The sequence below is a fragment of the Bradyrhizobium sp. RD5-C2 genome (genome assembly GCF_019972155.1).
In the GTDB taxonomy this organism is placed as follows: domain Bacteria; phylum Pseudomonadota; class Alphaproteobacteria; order Rhizobiales; family Xanthobacteraceae; genus Bradyrhizobium.
On record NZ_BOVL01000014.1, the window covers coordinates 121,467 to 137,909 of the forward strand.

General features: G+C 64.7%; 22 protein-coding genes and 1 pseudogene. 9 read left to right on the forward strand and 14 right to left on the reverse strand.

The features are described 5' to 3' along the window. The 3 genes and pseudogenes from BraRD5C2_RS18645 to BraRD5C2_RS18655 all read right to left on the reverse strand — a co-directional run. A pseudogene (locus tag BraRD5C2_RS18645) lies at positions 1–89 on the reverse strand (isoprenylcysteine carboxylmethyltransferase family protein); the annotation flags it as partial. Positions 90–242: 153 nt separating this feature from the next. Beyond that, positions 243–686, reverse strand: a complete 444-nt coding sequence (locus BraRD5C2_RS18650; RefSeq protein ID WP_223970351.1) for a hypothetical protein — start codon at positions 684–686, stop codon at positions 243–245. Between the two features lie 123 nt (positions 687–809). Continuing rightward, positions 810–1,127 (reverse strand): Kazal-type serine protease inhibitor family protein, encoded by a 318-nt coding sequence (locus tag BraRD5C2_RS18655; RefSeq protein WP_223970273.1) that lies wholly within the window; start codon positions 1,125–1,127, stop codon positions 810–812. A 233-nt stretch (positions 1,128–1,360) separates the two neighbouring features. Here BraRD5C2_RS18655 and BraRD5C2_RS18660 point away from each other — a divergent pair, with 233 nt between their 5' ends. Then, a complete protein-coding gene (locus BraRD5C2_RS18660; protein ID WP_223970275.1) occupies positions 1,361–3,013 on the forward strand; it encodes a fumarate hydratase in 1,653 nt (550 codons plus the stop codon). Further along, on the forward strand, positions 3,010–3,684 hold the full coding sequence (locus tag BraRD5C2_RS18665; RefSeq protein ID WP_223970277.1) for a DUF429 domain-containing protein: 675 nt from the start codon (positions 3,010–3,012) through the stop codon (positions 3,682–3,684). The genes BraRD5C2_RS18660 and BraRD5C2_RS18665 overlap by 4 nt, the downstream gene beginning before the upstream one ends. Before the next feature lie 10 nt (positions 3,685–3,694). On the opposite strand, the gene BraRD5C2_RS18670 is transcribed toward BraRD5C2_RS18665, so the two are convergent. The 5 genes from BraRD5C2_RS18670 to BraRD5C2_RS18690 form a co-directional block, all read right to left on the reverse strand. Further along, a complete protein-coding gene (locus BraRD5C2_RS18670) occupies positions 3,695–3,991 on the reverse strand; it encodes a hypothetical protein (RefSeq protein ID WP_097676020.1) in 297 nt (98 codons plus the stop codon). A 133-nt stretch (positions 3,992–4,124) separates the two neighbouring features. Then, positions 4,125–4,679, reverse strand: coding sequence for an inner membrane-spanning protein YciB (locus BraRD5C2_RS18675; protein WP_223970279.1), 555 nt, complete (start codon positions 4,677–4,679; stop codon positions 4,125–4,127). 58 nt (positions 4,680–4,737) lie between these two features. Then, positions 4,738–5,313: a hypothetical protein gene (locus BraRD5C2_RS18680; protein ID WP_223970281.1), complete on the reverse strand. Its 576-nt coding sequence runs from the start codon at positions 5,311–5,313 to the stop codon at positions 4,738–4,740. A 142-nt stretch (positions 5,314–5,455) separates the two neighbouring features. Further along, positions 5,456–5,869 (reverse strand): MAPEG family protein, encoded by a 414-nt coding sequence (locus BraRD5C2_RS18685; protein WP_223970283.1) that lies wholly within the window; start codon positions 5,867–5,869, stop codon positions 5,456–5,458. Between the two features lie 147 nt (positions 5,870–6,016). Continuing rightward, complete coding sequence (locus BraRD5C2_RS18690; RefSeq protein ID WP_223970285.1) at positions 6,017–7,420, reverse strand: carotenoid oxygenase family protein; 1,404 nt, start codon at positions 7,418–7,420, stop codon at positions 6,017–6,019. A gap of 113 nt (positions 7,421–7,533) precedes the next feature. Here BraRD5C2_RS18690 and BraRD5C2_RS18695 point away from each other — a divergent pair, with 113 nt between their 5' ends. Further along, entirely contained in the window at positions 7,534–8,256 is a 723-nt protein-coding gene (locus tag BraRD5C2_RS18695) for a TetR/AcrR family transcriptional regulator (RefSeq protein ID WP_223970352.1), read from the forward strand. 25 nt (positions 8,257–8,281) lie between these two features. On the opposite strand, the gene BraRD5C2_RS18700 is transcribed toward BraRD5C2_RS18695, so the two are convergent. Then, positions 8,282–8,884 (reverse strand): hypothetical protein, encoded by a 603-nt coding sequence (locus tag BraRD5C2_RS18700; protein ID WP_223970286.1) that lies wholly within the window; start codon positions 8,882–8,884, stop codon positions 8,282–8,284. A gap of 165 nt (positions 8,885–9,049) precedes the next feature. Between BraRD5C2_RS18700 and BraRD5C2_RS18705 the strand changes: the two genes are divergently transcribed. Then, entirely contained in the window at positions 9,050–9,772 is a 723-nt protein-coding gene (locus tag BraRD5C2_RS18705; RefSeq protein ID WP_223970288.1) for an SET domain-containing protein, read from the forward strand. A 31-nt stretch (positions 9,773–9,803) separates the two neighbouring features. Here the strand turns inward: BraRD5C2_RS18705 and BraRD5C2_RS18710 are convergent, their stop codons facing one another. Then, positions 9,804–10,238, reverse strand: a complete 435-nt coding sequence (locus BraRD5C2_RS18710; RefSeq protein WP_223970290.1) for an RrF2 family transcriptional regulator — start codon at positions 10,236–10,238, stop codon at positions 9,804–9,806. 83 nt (positions 10,239–10,321) lie between these two features. On the opposite strand from BraRD5C2_RS18710, the gene BraRD5C2_RS18715 reads away from it, so the two are divergent. Further along, complete coding sequence (locus tag BraRD5C2_RS18715) at positions 10,322–10,783, forward strand: group III truncated hemoglobin (RefSeq protein WP_223970291.1); 462 nt, start codon at positions 10,322–10,324, stop codon at positions 10,781–10,783. Beyond that, complete coding sequence (locus BraRD5C2_RS18720; RefSeq protein WP_223970292.1) at positions 10,780–10,938, forward strand: hypothetical protein; 159 nt, start codon at positions 10,780–10,782, stop codon at positions 10,936–10,938. Before BraRD5C2_RS18715 ends, BraRD5C2_RS18720 begins: the two co-directional genes overlap by 4 nt. Before the next feature lie 59 nt (positions 10,939–10,997). Here the strand turns inward: BraRD5C2_RS18720 and BraRD5C2_RS18725 are convergent, their stop codons facing one another. Beyond that, positions 10,998–11,396, reverse strand: a complete 399-nt coding sequence (locus BraRD5C2_RS18725; RefSeq protein WP_223970293.1) for a hypothetical protein — start codon at positions 11,394–11,396, stop codon at positions 10,998–11,000. 26 nt (positions 11,397–11,422) lie between these two features. Then, positions 11,423–11,647: a hypothetical protein gene (locus BraRD5C2_RS18730; RefSeq protein WP_223970294.1), complete on the reverse strand. Its 225-nt coding sequence runs from the start codon at positions 11,645–11,647 to the stop codon at positions 11,423–11,425. A 94-nt stretch (positions 11,648–11,741) separates the two neighbouring features. Between BraRD5C2_RS18730 and BraRD5C2_RS18735 the strand changes: the two genes are divergently transcribed. The 3 genes from BraRD5C2_RS18735 (at position 11,742) to BraRD5C2_RS18745 (ending at position 14,018) form a co-directional block, all read left to right on the forward strand. Continuing rightward, a complete protein-coding gene (locus tag BraRD5C2_RS18735) occupies positions 11,742–12,566 on the forward strand; it encodes a helix-turn-helix domain-containing protein (RefSeq protein WP_097676035.1) in 825 nt (274 codons plus the stop codon). Between the two features lie 62 nt (positions 12,567–12,628). Next, a complete protein-coding gene (locus BraRD5C2_RS18740; RefSeq protein ID WP_223970295.1) occupies positions 12,629–13,294 on the forward strand; it encodes a DsbA family oxidoreductase in 666 nt (221 codons plus the stop codon). A gap of 85 nt (positions 13,295–13,379) precedes the next feature. Beyond that, positions 13,380–14,018: an NIPSNAP family protein gene (locus tag BraRD5C2_RS18745; RefSeq protein WP_223970297.1), complete on the forward strand. Its 639-nt coding sequence runs from the start codon at positions 13,380–13,382 to the stop codon at positions 14,016–14,018. 247 nt (positions 14,019–14,265) lie between these two features. On the opposite strand, the gene BraRD5C2_RS18750 is transcribed toward BraRD5C2_RS18745, so the two are convergent. Continuing rightward, positions 14,266–15,099, reverse strand: a complete 834-nt coding sequence (locus BraRD5C2_RS18750; RefSeq protein WP_223970299.1) for a transglutaminase domain-containing protein — start codon at positions 15,097–15,099, stop codon at positions 14,266–14,268. Between the two features lie 37 nt (positions 15,100–15,136). Further along, positions 15,137–16,369, reverse strand: a complete 1,233-nt coding sequence (locus BraRD5C2_RS18755) for a GNAT family N-acetyltransferase (RefSeq protein WP_223970301.1) — start codon at positions 16,367–16,369, stop codon at positions 15,137–15,139. Positions 16,370–16,443 lie beyond the last annotated feature (74 nt).

A 16,443-nucleotide genomic window follows, 5' to 3' on the forward strand; every position in this document is an offset into this window, starting at 1 on the left:
GGCCAGTGCAGCGTGCCGGCGAAGGCAAACAGCAGCGCGGCCATTGCGACGACGAAGAAAGTATTCTGCAGGAGGAGCTTTGCGATCATGGGCGGGCTCCGTGATTCCAGCCACGATTATCGCACCGTTTTCCGGCAAACATGCGACCGCAATTATCAACTTTCGGAGCGGGAGGAACGTTCCGGTGCGGCCCCTGCGTTGACAATTATATAGGCAACATTGGCGTGCCGTGATGCGGCTGGTCACTCGTTCTTGCCGCGACGCACCGTGATCGAGGCATCGGTCCGGTTGCGCGTACATTCGAGGTTGAGGCGGCGATAGCGCATCGTGATGGTGTTGCCGCGCAGGATGCCCATGCGCTTCAGGCAGCGCGAGGTGCCGGTGGCGGCGTCGTCCTTCGGCACGGTGAAGACCAGTGCGGTGGCGGAGCCGACCAGGTTGAAGAACTCGGGCTTCATTTTGCGATCGGTCTTGGCAAAGAGCTCGATCGAATAATCCTTGCCGCGGCAGCCGAGCGACAATTCCTTCGCCGCCGGATGTGTGAGGTATGTGATGTTGGCGGCGCTGAAATTGACCTTCAGCCCGTCGATCTGGCCGGCGAGCTGCTTGGCGATGTCCTCGCAGGGATCGGCATGCGCCGGCGCGGCAGTGAAGGCTGTCGCCAGCGCGATCAGCGCGGCCGGCATGATGGAGCGGATGCTCAAGGGAAAGCGTCGGCGCAACGGTGCTGTCACGAAATACCCCCGCGGTATGAAAATACGCGAAGTTACATGCAGGCTCCCGCGCAGCGCGTCAATACGGCCGGTCCGTCAGGATGCGCACTTGCCGTCCTGCGCCTTGGAGGCGCCGGCAGCGCGGCGTTCGCAATCATTGCCATAGGTCTTGCCGTCGCAGCCGCACACCGGCTTGAAGATCTTGTTGCAGATCGTCGGCCGGAACGCGCAGCTGCCGGTCTGGTCGGCACGGCCGCATTGTCCCGGCTTGAACTGGCAGAACTGGCCGCTACGGCTGCATTGAACGCCGGCAAGGCCGCCGCACGACTTGCCGAGGCGGGCCGCGTCGGCGCCGGTCGGGACCGCGATCAACAAGGCCAGCGCCGCAAACCAGACGAAAAGCGCTGTCTTCATGATGGTCTCCCGATGACTTTCTTGACCGCTTCGCGGATCGCTGAAGCGTTGTGGCAACCAGAGATTACCGACGGATGAAAGGTAACACATGGATTGCCGGTCCCGTGCATGGCTGGAAGGCGGCCGGCTTCCCTTTCCTTTGGCCGAAAAAGGCTTAGAACGGCTCTACATTCCGGCGGCCGCACGGCCGGACCGGCCCCACGAACCCGACCTGCAAGCCCAAAGAGCAGCTCATGAACGCCCCCTCAGCCTTCCCCGACCAGAAGCCCGTTCCGCCCTACAAGCACACCCCGCTGTTCCCGCTGGGGGCCGATACCACGCCCTACAAGAAAGTGACGAGCGAGGGCGTCCGGGTCGAGAAGGTGTTGGGCAAGGACATGCTGGTGGTGTCGCGCGAGGCGCTGCGGGCGCTGTCAGAGGCCGCCTTCGGCGACATCAACCACTATCTGCGGCCGGGCCATTTGAAACAGCTGCGCTCGATCCTCGAGGACAAGGAAGCCAGCGACAACGACAAGTTCGTCGCCTTCGACTTCCTGAAGAACGCCAACATCGCCGCCGGCGGCGTGCTGCCGATGTGCCAGGACACCGGCACCGCGATCATCATGGGCAAGAAGGGCTGCAACGTCATCACCGACGGCGACGACGAGGCCGCGCTCTCCGAAGGAGCGCGCGACGCCTATCTGCGCCGCAATCTCCGCTATTCGCAGGTCGCTCCCTTGTCGATGTATGAGGAGAAGAACACCGCCAACAACATGCCGGCGCAGTGCGAGATCTACGCCGAGGGCGACGACGCCTACAAGTTCATGTTCATGGCCAAGGGCGGCGGCTCCGCCAACAAGAGTTTTCTGTTCCAGGCGACGCCCTCGGTGCTGACCAAGGACCGGCTGCTGGCGTTCCTGAAGGAGAAGGTGCTGACGCTCGGCACCGCCGCATGTCCGCCGTACCACCTCGCGATCGTGATCGGCGGCACTTCGGCTGAGCTCTGCATGAAGACCGTGAAGCTTGCTTCCGCGCGCTATCTCGATGCGCTGCCGACCCACGGCTCGGCTGACGGCAACGCGTTCCGCGATCTCGAGATGGAGCAGGAAATCCTCAAGATGACGCAAAGCCTGGGGGTCGGCGCGCAGTTCGGCGGCAAGTATTTCTGCCACGACGTGCGCGTGATCCGCATGCCGCGCCACGGCGCCTCGCTGCCGATCGGGCTCGGCGTCTCGTGCTCGGCGGACCGCCAGGTGCTCGGCAAGATCACCAAGGACGGCGTTTATCTCGAGGAGCTCGAGCATAACCCGGCGCAGTATCTGCCCGCGATCGAGCAGTCGCTCGGCGGTGAGGTCGTCAAGATCGACCTCAACAAGCCGATGAAGGAAATCCTCGCGACGCTCTCGCAATATCCGATCAAGACCCGCGTCTCGATGACCGGCACCATGATCGTGGCGCGCGATTCCGCCCACGCCAAGCTGCGCGAGCGGCTGGAGAAGGGCGAGCCGCTGCCGGATTATTTCAAGAACCATCCGGTCTACTATGCCGGCCCGGCCAAGACGCCCGATGGCTACGCCTCCGGCGCGTTCGGCCCGACCACGGCCGGCCGCATGGATTCCTTCGTCGACCAGTTCCAGGCCGCGGGTGGATCGATGGTGATGGTCGCCAAGGGCAACCGCGCGGTCGCGGTGCGCGAGGCCTGCAAGAAGCACGGCGGCTTCTATCTCGGCTCGATCGGTGGTGCTGCGGCGAATCTTGCCGAGCACTGCATCAAGAAGGTCGAGGTGGTCGAGTATCCCGAACTCGGCATGGAAGCGATCTGGCGCATCGAGGTGGTCGACTTCCCGGCCTTCATCATCATCGATGACAAGGGCAACGACTTCTTCAAGGAATTGAATCTGGGTTGATTGCGGTCGGCCTCGACGGATTCTCCAAAGGCTGGGTCGCCGTCAGCATCGACGGCGACCGGCGCACGCTTTCCTTTCACAGCAATATTGCCGACGTGCTGGCGCATCCGTTCGATCGCGCCGGGATCGATATCCCGATCGGCATGACCGAGGACGGCAGGCGCGATTGCGACCTGCTTGCCCGCGCGTGGCTGCGCCCGCACACCTCGCGCGTCTTCACAGGTGCGCGGCGCTGGCTGTGGCAAGAGTTCGACGATCCCGATGCGGCGAACCGTGAAGCGCTGCGCCGCGGCCAAACCCGCGTCTCGCGCCAGCTCTGGCATCTCGGCAACAAGATCATGGAGGTCGACGCGTTCGTCCGCGCGAACGCCGCACGCGATATCCGCGAGGTGCATCCCGAACTGGTGTTCCTGCGGCTGAACGGCGGCGAGCCCTTGCCGCGCAAGAAGTCGGAGGAGGGCGACGCGCTTCGCCGCAAGCTCTTGAAGCGTGCCGGCTTCAGCGAGATCGATCGCTGGCTGACCGAAGCGCGGATCGGCACCGGCGCGAAGCGCGACGATGTGCTGGATGCCTGCGCCGTGGCGCTGGCTGCTCATGAACCAAGCGGCTGCGTTCCCGGGGGACCGCAGCCGCTCGATGCGCATGATCTGCCGATGCAGATCTGGTTCTAGACGGGGACGCTTACGCCCGCGTGCCGGTGAAGGGGAAGCTGCCCATCGGGCCGATGCCCATCTCGCCGGAGATGCCGTCGCCTGCGACCTTGCCGGAGAATTCGAGCGTCAGCGGCATCGGATTGGTGATGGAGACCTTCCAGGCGACGCTGTCGCCGTTCACGGTGCCGTCGAAGATTTCGGTGGAGTTGCCCTCGGCACCCTGCGTGCCGGTGAGCGTCCCGCCGGAGCTTGCCAGCGACAGCGTCGCCTTGCGCTCGCCCATCGGCGTCGTCATCGTGAGATTCCAGTTTCCGTCCACCGCCATTGATGTCTCCCCTCCAGGTGAAAGCGTTTTCAAGCGAAGTGGCTACCGGTTCGCGTGAAGAAAACGCGTCAAACCAGAGCGTGCGCGGGTATAGCCCATCTTGCCGCGCGCGCCTAGTTCGCGGCTGCGGCGATCAGGCGCGGGCGGCGGCGCGCAGCCGGTTGCCGACCAGGAAGCGGAAAGCGACATACTGGATCGCGAAAGCGGCGATCTTGGCGCCGACCAGCACCACCGACACGTAGAACGCCCACAGCTTCATGTCGCCGGTTGCTGCGATCGCGATGGTGCCGGCGGCGAGGATGAACATCAGCCCGGCCCAGGCGTAGCCGGCGAGGGTGGCGTATTCCGGAATGGTCTCGGTCACGATCGGCGGCAGATAGCGCAGCATCCAGCCGCGTTTGAGCATGATCGCGCCGATCGCGATGTGGCCGATCGCGGGTTTCGCCAGCACGAAGCGCGGATCGTTGGTGAGCAGCGTCGCGCCGCCGAGCACGATCACCAGCCCAAGGCTCGCCCAGGTCATGTAGCCGAGCGCCTGTCCCTTCACGCGCGCATAGACCACTTGGGCAATCGCACCCACGATCGCAACAGCGGTGGCGATCAGGACATTGTCGGTGGCGAGATAGACCACCAGGAACACGATGGTGGAGAGGAAGTCGCTCGCGAGCCTGGCAAATACGCTCTTCATCGTCGTGGTTTCCGTTTCGTCGGGCAGGATGATCGTTGTGATGTTGCTATTGCAGCGTCTAGCGTGACGGCAGTGCGCCCGTAGGCGGCGTCCCGTACTTGGCCGCGCGATATTGCGGATACCAGCGGGTGAAGTACACCGCGGCATTGCGCGCGGCGAAGGCGATCAAGAGGCCGGTCCACAGCGGCAGGGCGGGCACATAGAGCACCGTGATGTTGCCGATCAACATCAACAGCGTCGCAGCGGTCCAGGCTCCGGTGATCAGGTAGTTGGCATAGAGGAAGCCCGGCTGCTTCGCGATCTCGGCGTCGACCTGTTCGAGCGCATATTGCCGCGTGAAGGGATGGCCGATCAGGATCGAGGCGAACGACACCAGCAGGATGCCGGCATCGACAGCGATCTTCACCGCGATGGTGCTTGGCGTCGCATCGATGAAGGTGAGGTAGCTGCCGACTGCGGTGAACACGATCACCGAGCCGACGCCGAGGATCTTGATGCTGCGGCCGCGCGCGATATCGAACGCGATGACGGCAAGGCAAATCAGTGCGGCAGCGAGCAGGCTGACCGTGGCCGAGGTCACCAGCATCAGTGTGGCGAAGGCGCCGTAGGGAGCGAGGATCAGGAAGATCGTCATTAGGAGCCTCGAAGGCTGATCTTTACACTGTAAAGATAAGCTAGGGGTGGGCAGGGTAAGCGTCAAGTGAAATCTTTACAGTGTCAAAATCGTGATGGATAGAAGGAAAAATAAGACTTATCAATGAGTTGCTCGCGAGCAATCAATTCATGCCGCCCGAACTGATCCGCGACAGCGTCGTCACGGCACAGGTGATGAGCAGGCCGATGGTGATGAAGATGCCGCCGGCCCGCCCGATCGAGAACCGCAGCGAGCCGGCCGCCGCAGACATCCCGAGCGGATGAATAAGCCGCGACAGCAGCAGCGCCGCCATCAGGAGGTGCACGCGCGACGGCGATGCTCCCGCCATCTCGAGGAATGCGACCATCAGCGTGATGATCGGAACATACTCCATGAAATTGGCATGGACACGGATCGCGTTATGCAGCGCGAGGTTGCCGCCGTCGCTGAACGGCGCTCGGCTGCTTCGCCGCAGCCGGATCACCTGCAAGGCGAGGACCGCGTAGAGCAGGGCGAGGATTGCAAGGTAGCCTGCCGTGATCGAAGGCATGTGCATGCGAACCTCCTCGGTGCGTCGTCTACATGTCCCCCACAACGTCATTCCGGGGCATCGCACAGCGATGAACCCGGGATCTCTTGACCGACAATCTCCGGCTTCCGGGTTCAACTCTGCGGGCTGCCCCGGAATGACGGAGGTGGGACGCTACTCCGCTCCCACCCAATTGCCATGGAATCCATCCGGCACGCGGTGGCCGAGATGAACCAGCGCCGTCGGGCCCGCTTCGACGTCGGTGGCGTTGAAGACGGCGAGGTCGCTGCGGTTTTCGCGGGCGCGCCAGACCACCGCGAGCAGCCAGCCGTCGCCCTCGGCCGCGTCAGCACTACGCTCGACGAACACGGGCTCGGAGATGGTGTCGCCGGCAGGCAGCAGATAGTGGCCGAGCCGCTTGCCGCGGCCGTCGACATGCACGATGCCCGACAGCGCACCGAACATCGGCAGGTCGGGGTTGGCGCAGGCGTACCAGCCGTGATTGCTCGCAAATCCTGCGCGGCGATCGTCGACGCGGGGGAATTCGCCGGTGAGATCGTCGAGATAGGTTTGCGTGAAGCGGTCGGTATTGCCGGAGAGATCGAACGTCCAGCGGCAATAGCGCGCGCGGTTCTTCTTCGGATCGGTCTGCGAGCCGTCGGGATGGTTGAACAGCGGCGCTTCCTCGAACTGCATTACGTCGGCGATGATGCGGTTGCCGTCTTCCCACGCGTTCATGACATGGAAGACGTAGCAGGTCTCGGCGCGGAACCAGACGATGTCCTTCGAGGCGCCGCTGCGCTTCATCACGCCGACATAGGCGCCCTTCTCGGGCTCCCAGGCGTAGGGCGCCTGTCCGCGCATCGCGCGCTGCATGCTGCCGGTGATCGGCAGGATCGGAAACAGCACATGGTTCTCGGTGACGATGAAGTCGTGCACCATGCTGGCGTAGGGCGCCTCGAAGCGTTCGAACCGGGTCACCACGCCCGATGAGCTTACAGCTCCGTACGACAGCGCCGGCGTCAGCGGACCCGCGGCGTTATAGCCGAAGAACACCATCTCGCCGGTGACCGGATCGATCTTGGGATGCGCGGTGACGGGACCTGAGATCGCGCCCTTGTAGTCGCAATAGCCGAGGCGATTGAGCGTGCCGGGCTCGATCTCGGTCGGCAGATGGCTCTCGACGAGCGCCAGCAGCTTGCCGCCGTGGAAGATGATGTTGGTGTTGGCGACACAGCCGTCCGTCGTGATGTCGGCGGGGGCGTCCGGCAGCTTGCGGCCGAAGCCGCCGAACAGCGCGCGGCCGGCGTCATGCTCGGCCTGCCATTTTGCGGTGCGGACCCAGCGGTTGCGGTAGCTAGCGCGGCCGTTCTCGAGATGGAAGGCGTGCAGCATCCCGTCGCCTACGAACCAGTGCGCGCCCGGCGCTTCGAACTGCGGATTGGGACCGTTGCGGTACAGCGTGCCATTCAGCTCGCGCGGCAATTCGCCTGTAATCTTGAGGAACGGCGCATCGGCTTCAAACGGGATCGGCGCCAGATTGGTCCGCGCCGTGTTGGATGTGACCTGGTCGAGCATTCCGCATCTCCCTGCATTATAATCTTTACATCGTAAAGATATCAGTAGGGATGACGTCATCGATCGTCAAGCAAAATCTTTACAGTGTAAAAATTGCGACCTATAACGGCGGCATGGCAAGATTATCCAAAGAAAACAAGGCGACTCGGCCAACACGGCCTCCGACCCGTCGGGTTGCGCGTGCAGCCGATCGTCCGGCACCGCGGCGCCGGACCAATGACACGCCGTATCATCATGGCGATCTGCATGAAGCGCTATTGAAGGCCGCGGAGCGTGTGCTCGAGCGTGATGGACTGGCCGGACTGACACTGCGTGCGGTGGCGCGCGACGCCGGGGTATCGCATGCCGCTCCCACGCATCATTTCGGCGATCTCACCGGATTGCTCAGTGAGCTCGCGGCAATCGGATTCCGGCAATTCGGCCAGGCGATGGCAGCGGCGGACGCTTCAGCGGCGACACCGCCCGAAAAGGGAGCGGCGAGCGCCAAGGCTTATGTCGCCTATGCGCAGGCGCATCCCGGCATGTATGGGTTGATGTTCCGCAGCGAGCGGCTCGATCATGCGCGGCCGTCGCTGCACGAGGCGTCCGAGGCGTCGTTCGCCGGGCTGACCCGCGGTGTCGGCGCCAGCCGACATGAGCAGATTTCCAAGGAGCAGCTCACGTTGGACCAGGCAGCCGCGATCGCGTCCGCCTGGTCGCTGGTGCATGGCTTCACCATGCTGCTGCTCGACGGCCGCCTCAAGACGATTCTGGATCGATCGCCCGAGGGCACATCCGTGGAAGCGTTGTTGACCGCGATGCTGCGTTTGTCCGCGGGCCGCTCAGCACGGCCGTAACCGATATTGCGCCTGGAGCGGCGCTCTAGCGTTTCGTCAGCGACGTGGTCCGGCCGCTCTGCCCGATCGTCTTCACTTGGTCCGCGCCGCATTTGAAATCGCGGGCGAAATCGTCGGCGGCCTGCCGCGCCAGCTCATTGGCGTTGGGGTTGGCGGCGACGTCGACATAGGCGACATGGCAGACTTCGCCCGGCGGCAGCCGCGTCACGGCGAGCATCGCCCGTGAGACGGGGCCGCCTTTCTTGTCCTGCTCGCTGTTGTCGGCGATCTGCCAGCGCTGGATGATCGCGAAGGGCTTGCCGCCGGCGGCACGCCATTCGACCGTATCGCCGGTCGAGCTGAACGGGCCGAACCAGGCCTGCGCCGCCGGTTCCCTGGCTGCCGCCGCGCGGTTTCGGCCCACCGACACCACTTCGCGCAGATCGCCCTCGTTGATCAGCACCACCAGGCCGGATCTCCCCGGGCAGACCCGCGTAGCGCTGCCGTCGTCCTCGTTGGGCTTGCCGATCATCCGGCAGGCCTTCGGCGCGGTCGACGTATGGAAGCTGCTGATCGTTTGGGCGCCAGCCTGACCAGGATTTGCGCTGGCGAGCGCCACAACGATTGTTGCAAAAGCAGGGTATTTCATCGGGGGAAACCTGCGATCCGGACGTTACTTTGTGTCTGACATATGCAATCTGGGGAAGGTTCAACAGACACGCGGGAAACACCTGACAGGCGCGCGGAATCGTCCTAGAAGGGCGGCTTCGCAATTTCTGTCGTGTGCACCTTGCGTGCCGTAATCTCGATCGTCATGACCACATCATTCTCGCACAAGCCCTATCGCGTCGGCCGTTCCCGTACTGGCCTTGGCCTTTTCGCCACCAAGCCGATCAAGAAGGGGACCAAGATCATCCGCTATTTCGGGCCGCTGCTCGACTCGAAGAAGAAGGATGAGGACGCGATCGAGAACAAGTATCTGTTCGAGCTCACCAACCGCTGGACCATCGACGGCTCGATCCGCGAGAATGTCGCCCGCTACATCAACCACGCCTGCCGGCCGAATGCAGAATCCGACGTCAAGCCGCGCAAGCGCAAGGTGTTCATCCGCGCCATCAAGGACATCGAGCCGGGCGACGAAATCAACTACGACTACGGAACCGACTATTTCAAAGCCTATCTGAAGCCGATCGGCTGCAAGTGCGATGCCTGCGAGAAGAAGCGCAAGAAGAAGCGCGCGGAGGCGAGGGCGGAGCGGCTGCGGCTGAAGGAAAAGGCCGAGCGGAAAGCCAAGCGCGAGGCCGAGAAGCTCGCCGAGGCGCGGGCCAGGCAGAGGAAGGCCGGCGCGAAGAAAGCTGCCAAAGCCAACGGCAAGCTCGGCAACGGCACGACGCTGAATGGCACCGCGCTGAATGGCAAGACCCTGAACGGCAAAGCTCTGAACGGCAAGCACCTCAACGGCCACAACCTGATGGCCGCGCCCGGCAAGCGGGCGGCCCCGTCAAAGCGCGGCGCCGCACGCGTGCTGCAGGCCTGAGTTCCGAAACTAATCCTGCTCGCGGCGATCGTCATGATGCGCGTGCCGGATGGCGCGCGGGACGCGGCAGATAGGCGCATTCGGCGAGCGTGGTTCCGTCGAGCTCGCGCATGAAGGCCTCGCGGGCCGCCGCAAGCCTCGCCTTCAGCCGGCAGCGCGGCAGCAGCACGCAATCGCCGCCATCGTCCCTGAAACATTCGACCAGCGCGCTGCCGCCTTCGAGCGCGCGCACCACCTCGCCGAGCGTGATTGCCTGCGGGGCGCGCGCCAGCGAAAATCCGCCGCCGGCGCCGCGCTGGGTCGCGATGAAGCCGGCCTCGGCCAGGTCGCGCACCACCTTGGCGAGGTGATTGCGGGAAATGCCGAACTCAGCCGCGATCTCGCTGGTCGCAAATGAGCGGTCCGGCTCGCCGGCCAGCCGCATCAGCGCGCGCAGCGCAAAATCCGTGAATGATGTCAGGCGCATGGAAGCCCTTCGAAATCAGCACTTGGCGGATCCGCTATAGCAGTCTAAATAGGTATTTGAAATACCTATTTAGGATGTGAGGCATGACAGGAGCAGAGCGCCGCGAGCAGATCACCGCCGAGATCGTTGCGCGAACCGGGATCACCGAGGCCATGATCGAGCAGTTGGTGCACGCCTTCTACGCCAAGGTCCGCAACGACCCAATGATCGGGCCGGTGTTCGAGGTCAGGATCAGCAAGTGGGAGCCGCATCTGGCCCAGATGTGCGCGTTCTGGTCGTCGGTCGCGCTGATGACCGGGCGCTATCACGGCACGCCGATGGTCAAGCACATGAAGCTGCCGGTCGATGCCGCGCACTTCGACCGCTGGCTCGAACTGTTCGAGGCGACGGCGCATGAGCTGTGCCCGCCGGTCGCGGCGCTTCATTTCATCGAGCGCGCGCGGCGCATCGCGGCGAGTCTTGAGATGGGCGTCGCCAGCGGGCAAGGCGTGATGCTTGGGGTTGGGGAACGTTACAGGCGAAGCGAAGCAGGAGCAGTGCAATGAGGAACAGGGCGAAAGCGATCGCGCGTGCAATCGACGGTGCGTGGTTTCAACAGGATCAGGCCGATCCGTTTTCCGGCAGCAGCCTGGTGCCGATGCTGATCATTGGCCTCGCGCTGACCTTCGCGGGCATGATAGTCGCGGTGGTTCTGAGCTGACAGAAGAGAACGGCCGCCGCGTTTGCCGCGACGGCCGCTCGCAACGTTCCGCATTCGCCCTACGCCGCGACCGTCTCGCCGCTGCGGCGCAACCCGACATATTGCAGCTCGGCGAACACGCCGGTGGCGATCGCCTGGGCGAGGATCACGATAGTCCCGAGCAGGTTCGGCGATACGGCGCCCGAGAGTAGCAGCGCGATGCTGGCAAGCGTCCAGGCCGCGTTGCCGGCGACCACGAGGATCACAGGTCCTTTCGGCAGCGAGGTTCGCGCGGCGAGCCAACCGACCAGCGCGGTGTAGGCGATCAGGAACAGCCCGGTCTCGCGCAGCAGCGCTTCCGGCCGGCCGAGCAGCGAGGCCAGGGCTGCGCTGTCGAGCACCATCGCGATGGCGGATACGCCGCTGAAGACCGCATCGGCAAGCAAGGCGCGGCGCAGCAGCTGGGACGAGTGGATCATGGCAGGGTCTCCTCGGGTTGGGGTGGTTAGCGGAACAGGGACTGCAGCTCGCGCCACAGCCGGAACGGGCACAGCGCCTTGCCGACCCTCATCTCGACCGCATAGACCTGCGCGAACACGAACATGCCGGTGTCGTGCACGATCGGCTGGGGCATGTTGAGCGAGCGCGCGACCAGCCAGGTGGCCAGATGGACCAGCCACGGGATCAGGACGGCGAAGGCGCGGATAAGGGACAGCATCAGCATGGTCATCTCCTGTGCCGTGGAAGATGAGCCGGCTCGCGCGCCAATTCGATTACCTCAGGCGTAATGGAACGGGCGAATTTCGCATGGTAGGTTTTGCACCATGAACGCACATGCATCCCTGGCGCGGGCCGAGCCCGCGAAACCCGTCCTGATCGGCGAGCACCTGCGCGAATGGCGGCAGCGCCGCCACCTCAGCCAGCTCGACCTTGCTGTCGATGCCGAGATCTCGGCGCGGCATTTGAGCTTCGTCGAGACCGGCCGCTCGGCGCCGTCGCGCGACATGGTCCTCAAACTGGCGGAGCGCCTCGACGTGCCCTTACGCGAACGCAACGTGCTCCTGGTCGCCGCGGGTTTCGCACCCGCATTCCCGCAACGCTCGCTGGAGGATCCCGCGCTGAAATCGGCGCGCGAGGCGATCAATTTGGTGTTGAAGGCGCATGAGCCCAATCCGGCGCTGGCCTATGACCGGCACTGGAATCTGGTCTCCGCCAACCGCATGGTGGCGCCGCTGCTTGAGGGCGTGCCGCAGCGGCTGCTCGGCCAGCCCTTCAACATCCTGCGGCTGGCCTTCCACCCGGAGGGCCTCGCGCCGCGGACCGTGAACCTGGCGGAATGGGCAGCGCATCTCCTGGAGCGGCTGCATCGGCAGTGCGAGGCAACGGCTGATCCGGAGCTGCTCAAGCTCTATCAGGACCTGAAGTCCTATCCGATCCCGGCGCGGTCGGCCCCGATCACCCCCGACAACAACGTCGCGTTGCCGTTCAAGCTCCGCCTCAATGGCGAGATCCTGAGCTTCATCTCGACCACAATGGTGTTCGGCACCCCGGTCGACATCACGTTGCAGGAACTGGCGCTGGAGACGTTCTTTCCGGCCGACGAGCTGACCGCCGAGCGGATGCGGCAGATGGCAGCCAGTATGAAATAGCGGCTTGTCTCGGGGCGCTTTCGGCCTAATTTTGGGGTTCCAATTCCGCCGGGAACCCTGCCATGAGCGATCTGAAGCCGCTTCGCCTCGATATCGTCTCCGACGTCGTTTGCCCCTGGTGCTACATCGGCAAGCATCGCATCGAGGATGCGCTCAAGCTGGTGCCCGACGTGCCGGTCGAAGTGCACTGGCGGCCGTTCTTCCTCAACAATTGGGTGCCGCGCGAGGGCATCAGCCGCGACGAATATCTCACCGCCAAATTCGGCTCGGTCGACGCCTACAAGGGCATCGCCGGCCGCGTGGTCGCCGCCGCCAATGAGGAGGGGCTGACCTACCATCCCGAGCTCGTCAAGCGGCAGCCCAACACCATCGACTGCCATCGCCTGATTCACTGGGCCGAGGCCAAGGGCAAGGCGGCCGAGATGAAGCAGCGGCTGATGGAGCTGTATTTCCGCGACGGCGGCGATCTCACCGACACCAACGTACTGGTGCAGGCGGCAGCCGATGTCGGGCTCGACGCCGCCGACACGCGCAAGCGTCTTGCCACCGACGAGGATGTGGCGCTGGTCTCCGCGCAAGCGCAGGAAGCCTCCGAAAAGGGCATCTCCGGCGTGCCGACCTTCGTGTTCGCGCAGAAATATGCGGTGTCCGGCGCCCAGCCGGCCGAGCAGCTCGCCCGCGCCATCCGCGAGGTCTCGGCCGAGATCAACGCGCAGGCGGCCGAGTAGTCCGAAGTCCTTCACGAAAGCCCGGCACATGCCGGGCTTTTTCGTTTGCCCACACGATCCATCGGAAACAACCAGGGAGACAATCATGATCTATGAGCTGCGCACCTACACGGTACGTCCAGGGACCGTCGGCGAGATGGTCAAGGCGGCGAGCACGATCTCGCGCGACATCCGCGCCGACAATTTCGGCAAGCTGGAAGGCTACTGGATCACCGAGATCGGGCCGCTTAATCAGGTCATGCACATGTGGAGCTACGCCGACCTCAACGAGCGGGCCCGGCTGCGCGCCGAGCTTGCGAAGAATCCGCGCTGGACCGGCGAGTACATTCCGGCGATCCGTCCGCTCCTGGTGCGCCAGGAGGTCCGGCTGCTGAATGCGATCATTCCGCCGGTGGCGCCGGCCACGACCGGCAACATCTACGAATTCCGCAACTATCGCGCCAAGCCACTCGGCGGCGTCAAGCAATGGCTCGACCTGATCACCGGCGTGCTGCCGGAGCGCGAGAAATATTCCAAGATCGTCGGCCTCTGGCACACCGATGCCGGGCAGCCCAACGAGGTCTGCCACATCTGGGCCTATCCCGATCTCAACGCCCGCGCCGCGGCGCGCGGTGGTGCGATGAAGGATCCGGCCTGGCTGGAATTCCTCGGCAAGGGCACGCAGCTGCTCGAGGAGATGCACTCGACCATCATGCTGCCGGCCCCGCACTCGCCACTGCAGTAAGGCGAGACTCGCCGAGAACGCCGGCAGAAAGCCTCACCCGATGTTTCCATCGGACGAGGCTTTCCAAGCAAGGGCATGCACTGCCTGAGAAACAGCGCGCCGCAACGCTAGAAGGGCTAGCTGACACCAACCTGACGGCGGAAACTTGTTGTTTCCCGATATGTCTGCATGGCTACAAAAAGGTAAACCATAGGCCACGATGAACGAGGCAAGCTCGGCGTGCCGTTGTGCCGGGCCGCCCGCCGCACTACCGAGACCAGGGCGGCACCAAGTTGCGTGATGCCGCTTCGTCCAGCGCGGAGAACCGGTCCGAGCCAGCCTCGAACGCCGTGACGACGTCCGCGAGCCGGTCGAGCTCGGCAAGGGCGTCGACCTTCAAGACCTTGCTCGCCGGCGCCGCGTCGCGCCAGCTATCCCAGGCCGACATTTGCCGGTTCGTGAGCGACAGCAGGTCGCGGTAGACGTTGACGTGAAGAAACCAAAGACCTCTGGCCGCGCCGTGTCCGAACGCTCCGGCAGCCACCGCGTTGCTTCTCGTTATCCGCCACGCCTGCGATGCCGTCAGAAACGCATCGCGTGGCAGGTTCGCGCCGTCGAACCTGATCTGCAACTGTTCAATCTGGAGCGCATCGAGCTGCGCGTCGGCCTGCAGCCAGCGCCGGTCGCCCGGTGACCAATATTCGCAGATCCAATGATCATGATAGATGTCGTCGCCGATGTAGGTCGCAAAGCCGCAGCGGACCCGCGCCGGGATCGATCGGCTTCGGAGCATGCTGCACAGCAGGAGCGCGTAGTCGCGACATGTGCCGAACGTACGGCTGCGTGGCGGGCGTGCCGCGGTGAGCGATCCGGCGAACGACGCCTGGATCAGCTTCAACCGATCTGCGACGGGCTGGGTTTGCCGGACCATCGAGACGTCAGGGGGAATGCCGTACCGCTCAGCCAGCGCAACGTGAATGATCAGTCCCGAGATGACCTCGCACAGTCCGGAGACCGTCTCGGGCAAATCGTCATACGCACCGGCCAGCTCGCCGGGGTCGGTCAACGCGTCCTGCCGGACGTAGCATTCCTGGATCGTCACGTCCCAGCCCGATCATGACGTTACCGGCTCGAAGCCGTCATGCGCAGCCTATCGATCCGCGCGGGCTCGCGTAAAGGGGACCGTGTCGTCCGAGCTTGCCGCGCCGGTTGCGGATGAACCGGACCGCGCCGCGCGCGGTCTCGTAGGCGAGATTGTTCAGGGTCAGCGCGGCATGAACGGCGGTGACCAGCGGATCGCGCCGCCGCAGCGGCAGCAGCACGTCGCCGATCGCGAAGCGGCCGCGCCAGATCGGGTCGATCATGGGGTGGCCGGGCGCCGCGGTGGAATCGGCCGAATTGATCGTGGGATCGGCGCAGAGATGGCGCGTCAGCTCCAGCGTCAATTGTGCGCCCGGCGAATGCTTCGCAAAGCGCTCGTCGATGCCGATCTTGAAGAAGAAGGCGCGGTCCTGGTGCCGCACCACGATGCCGCCTGCAACCGCCGTGCCGCCCGCATGCAGCATGACGATCTCGCAGCGGCCGGTCTCGGCCAGCGCCGAGGTCGCGCGGCGGATGAAGGTTGCGTCGCCGGCATGCTGGCTGAGCGCGGTGCCGCGCTGGCCCTTCCAGCCACCGGCTTCGAGCGTAAGGAAAGTCTCGAGCGCCGCCGCAACCTCGCGCGGCGTGCGCGCGACGTCGAAGCGCACCGCGCCGTGGTCGGACAGGCGATGGCGCTGCCGGCGCAGCTCCTTCAGCTTCTTGGGCCCGAGCGCGTCGCGCAGCAATTCATCGGCATCGCGCGTCGCATCGAGCTGTGCGCGCTGATAGGTGCTCAGCAGGCGTGGTTGCAAACCGTCGCGCGCGAGCACCGCGCGGATCGCCGCCATGGCCGGGCCCTCTAGCGACATGGTGCGCAGGATCAGCGCATGTGCGCCCGCATTGCGCGCCTGCTGCAGCATCTTGCCGGCGGCCTGCTCGGCGGCATCGCGGTCGAGCAGCGGTGTGCACAGCGTGCCGTAGGGTTCGGCGCCGACCAGCGCGGGCAGGGGGATCCGGTAGATTCGCCGCAACGGCACGACCGGCACCAGCCCGATCAATTGCCCGGTATCGCTGGTGGCGCTGAGCAGCAATGCACCGGTGCGGCCGCGCGCGGTGGCATCGACTGCCAATTCCCAGTCGGGCTGGTAGTAGCCATTGGCCTCGATCGCGCGCTCGGCAAGTGCCCGCCATGCGCCGACCGACACCGCCGACAGCGGCGGCAACGCGCGATCGTCCGTGGCATCCTTGCGCGATGCACGGCGGATCATTGCCTGGTCAGCAATATCGGCCACGTCCCATGTTTCCCCGGTTTGCGAGGCTGATCGGCCTTGCGTTCATCGCGGGCGACGCTAGCGGAGAGAGATGG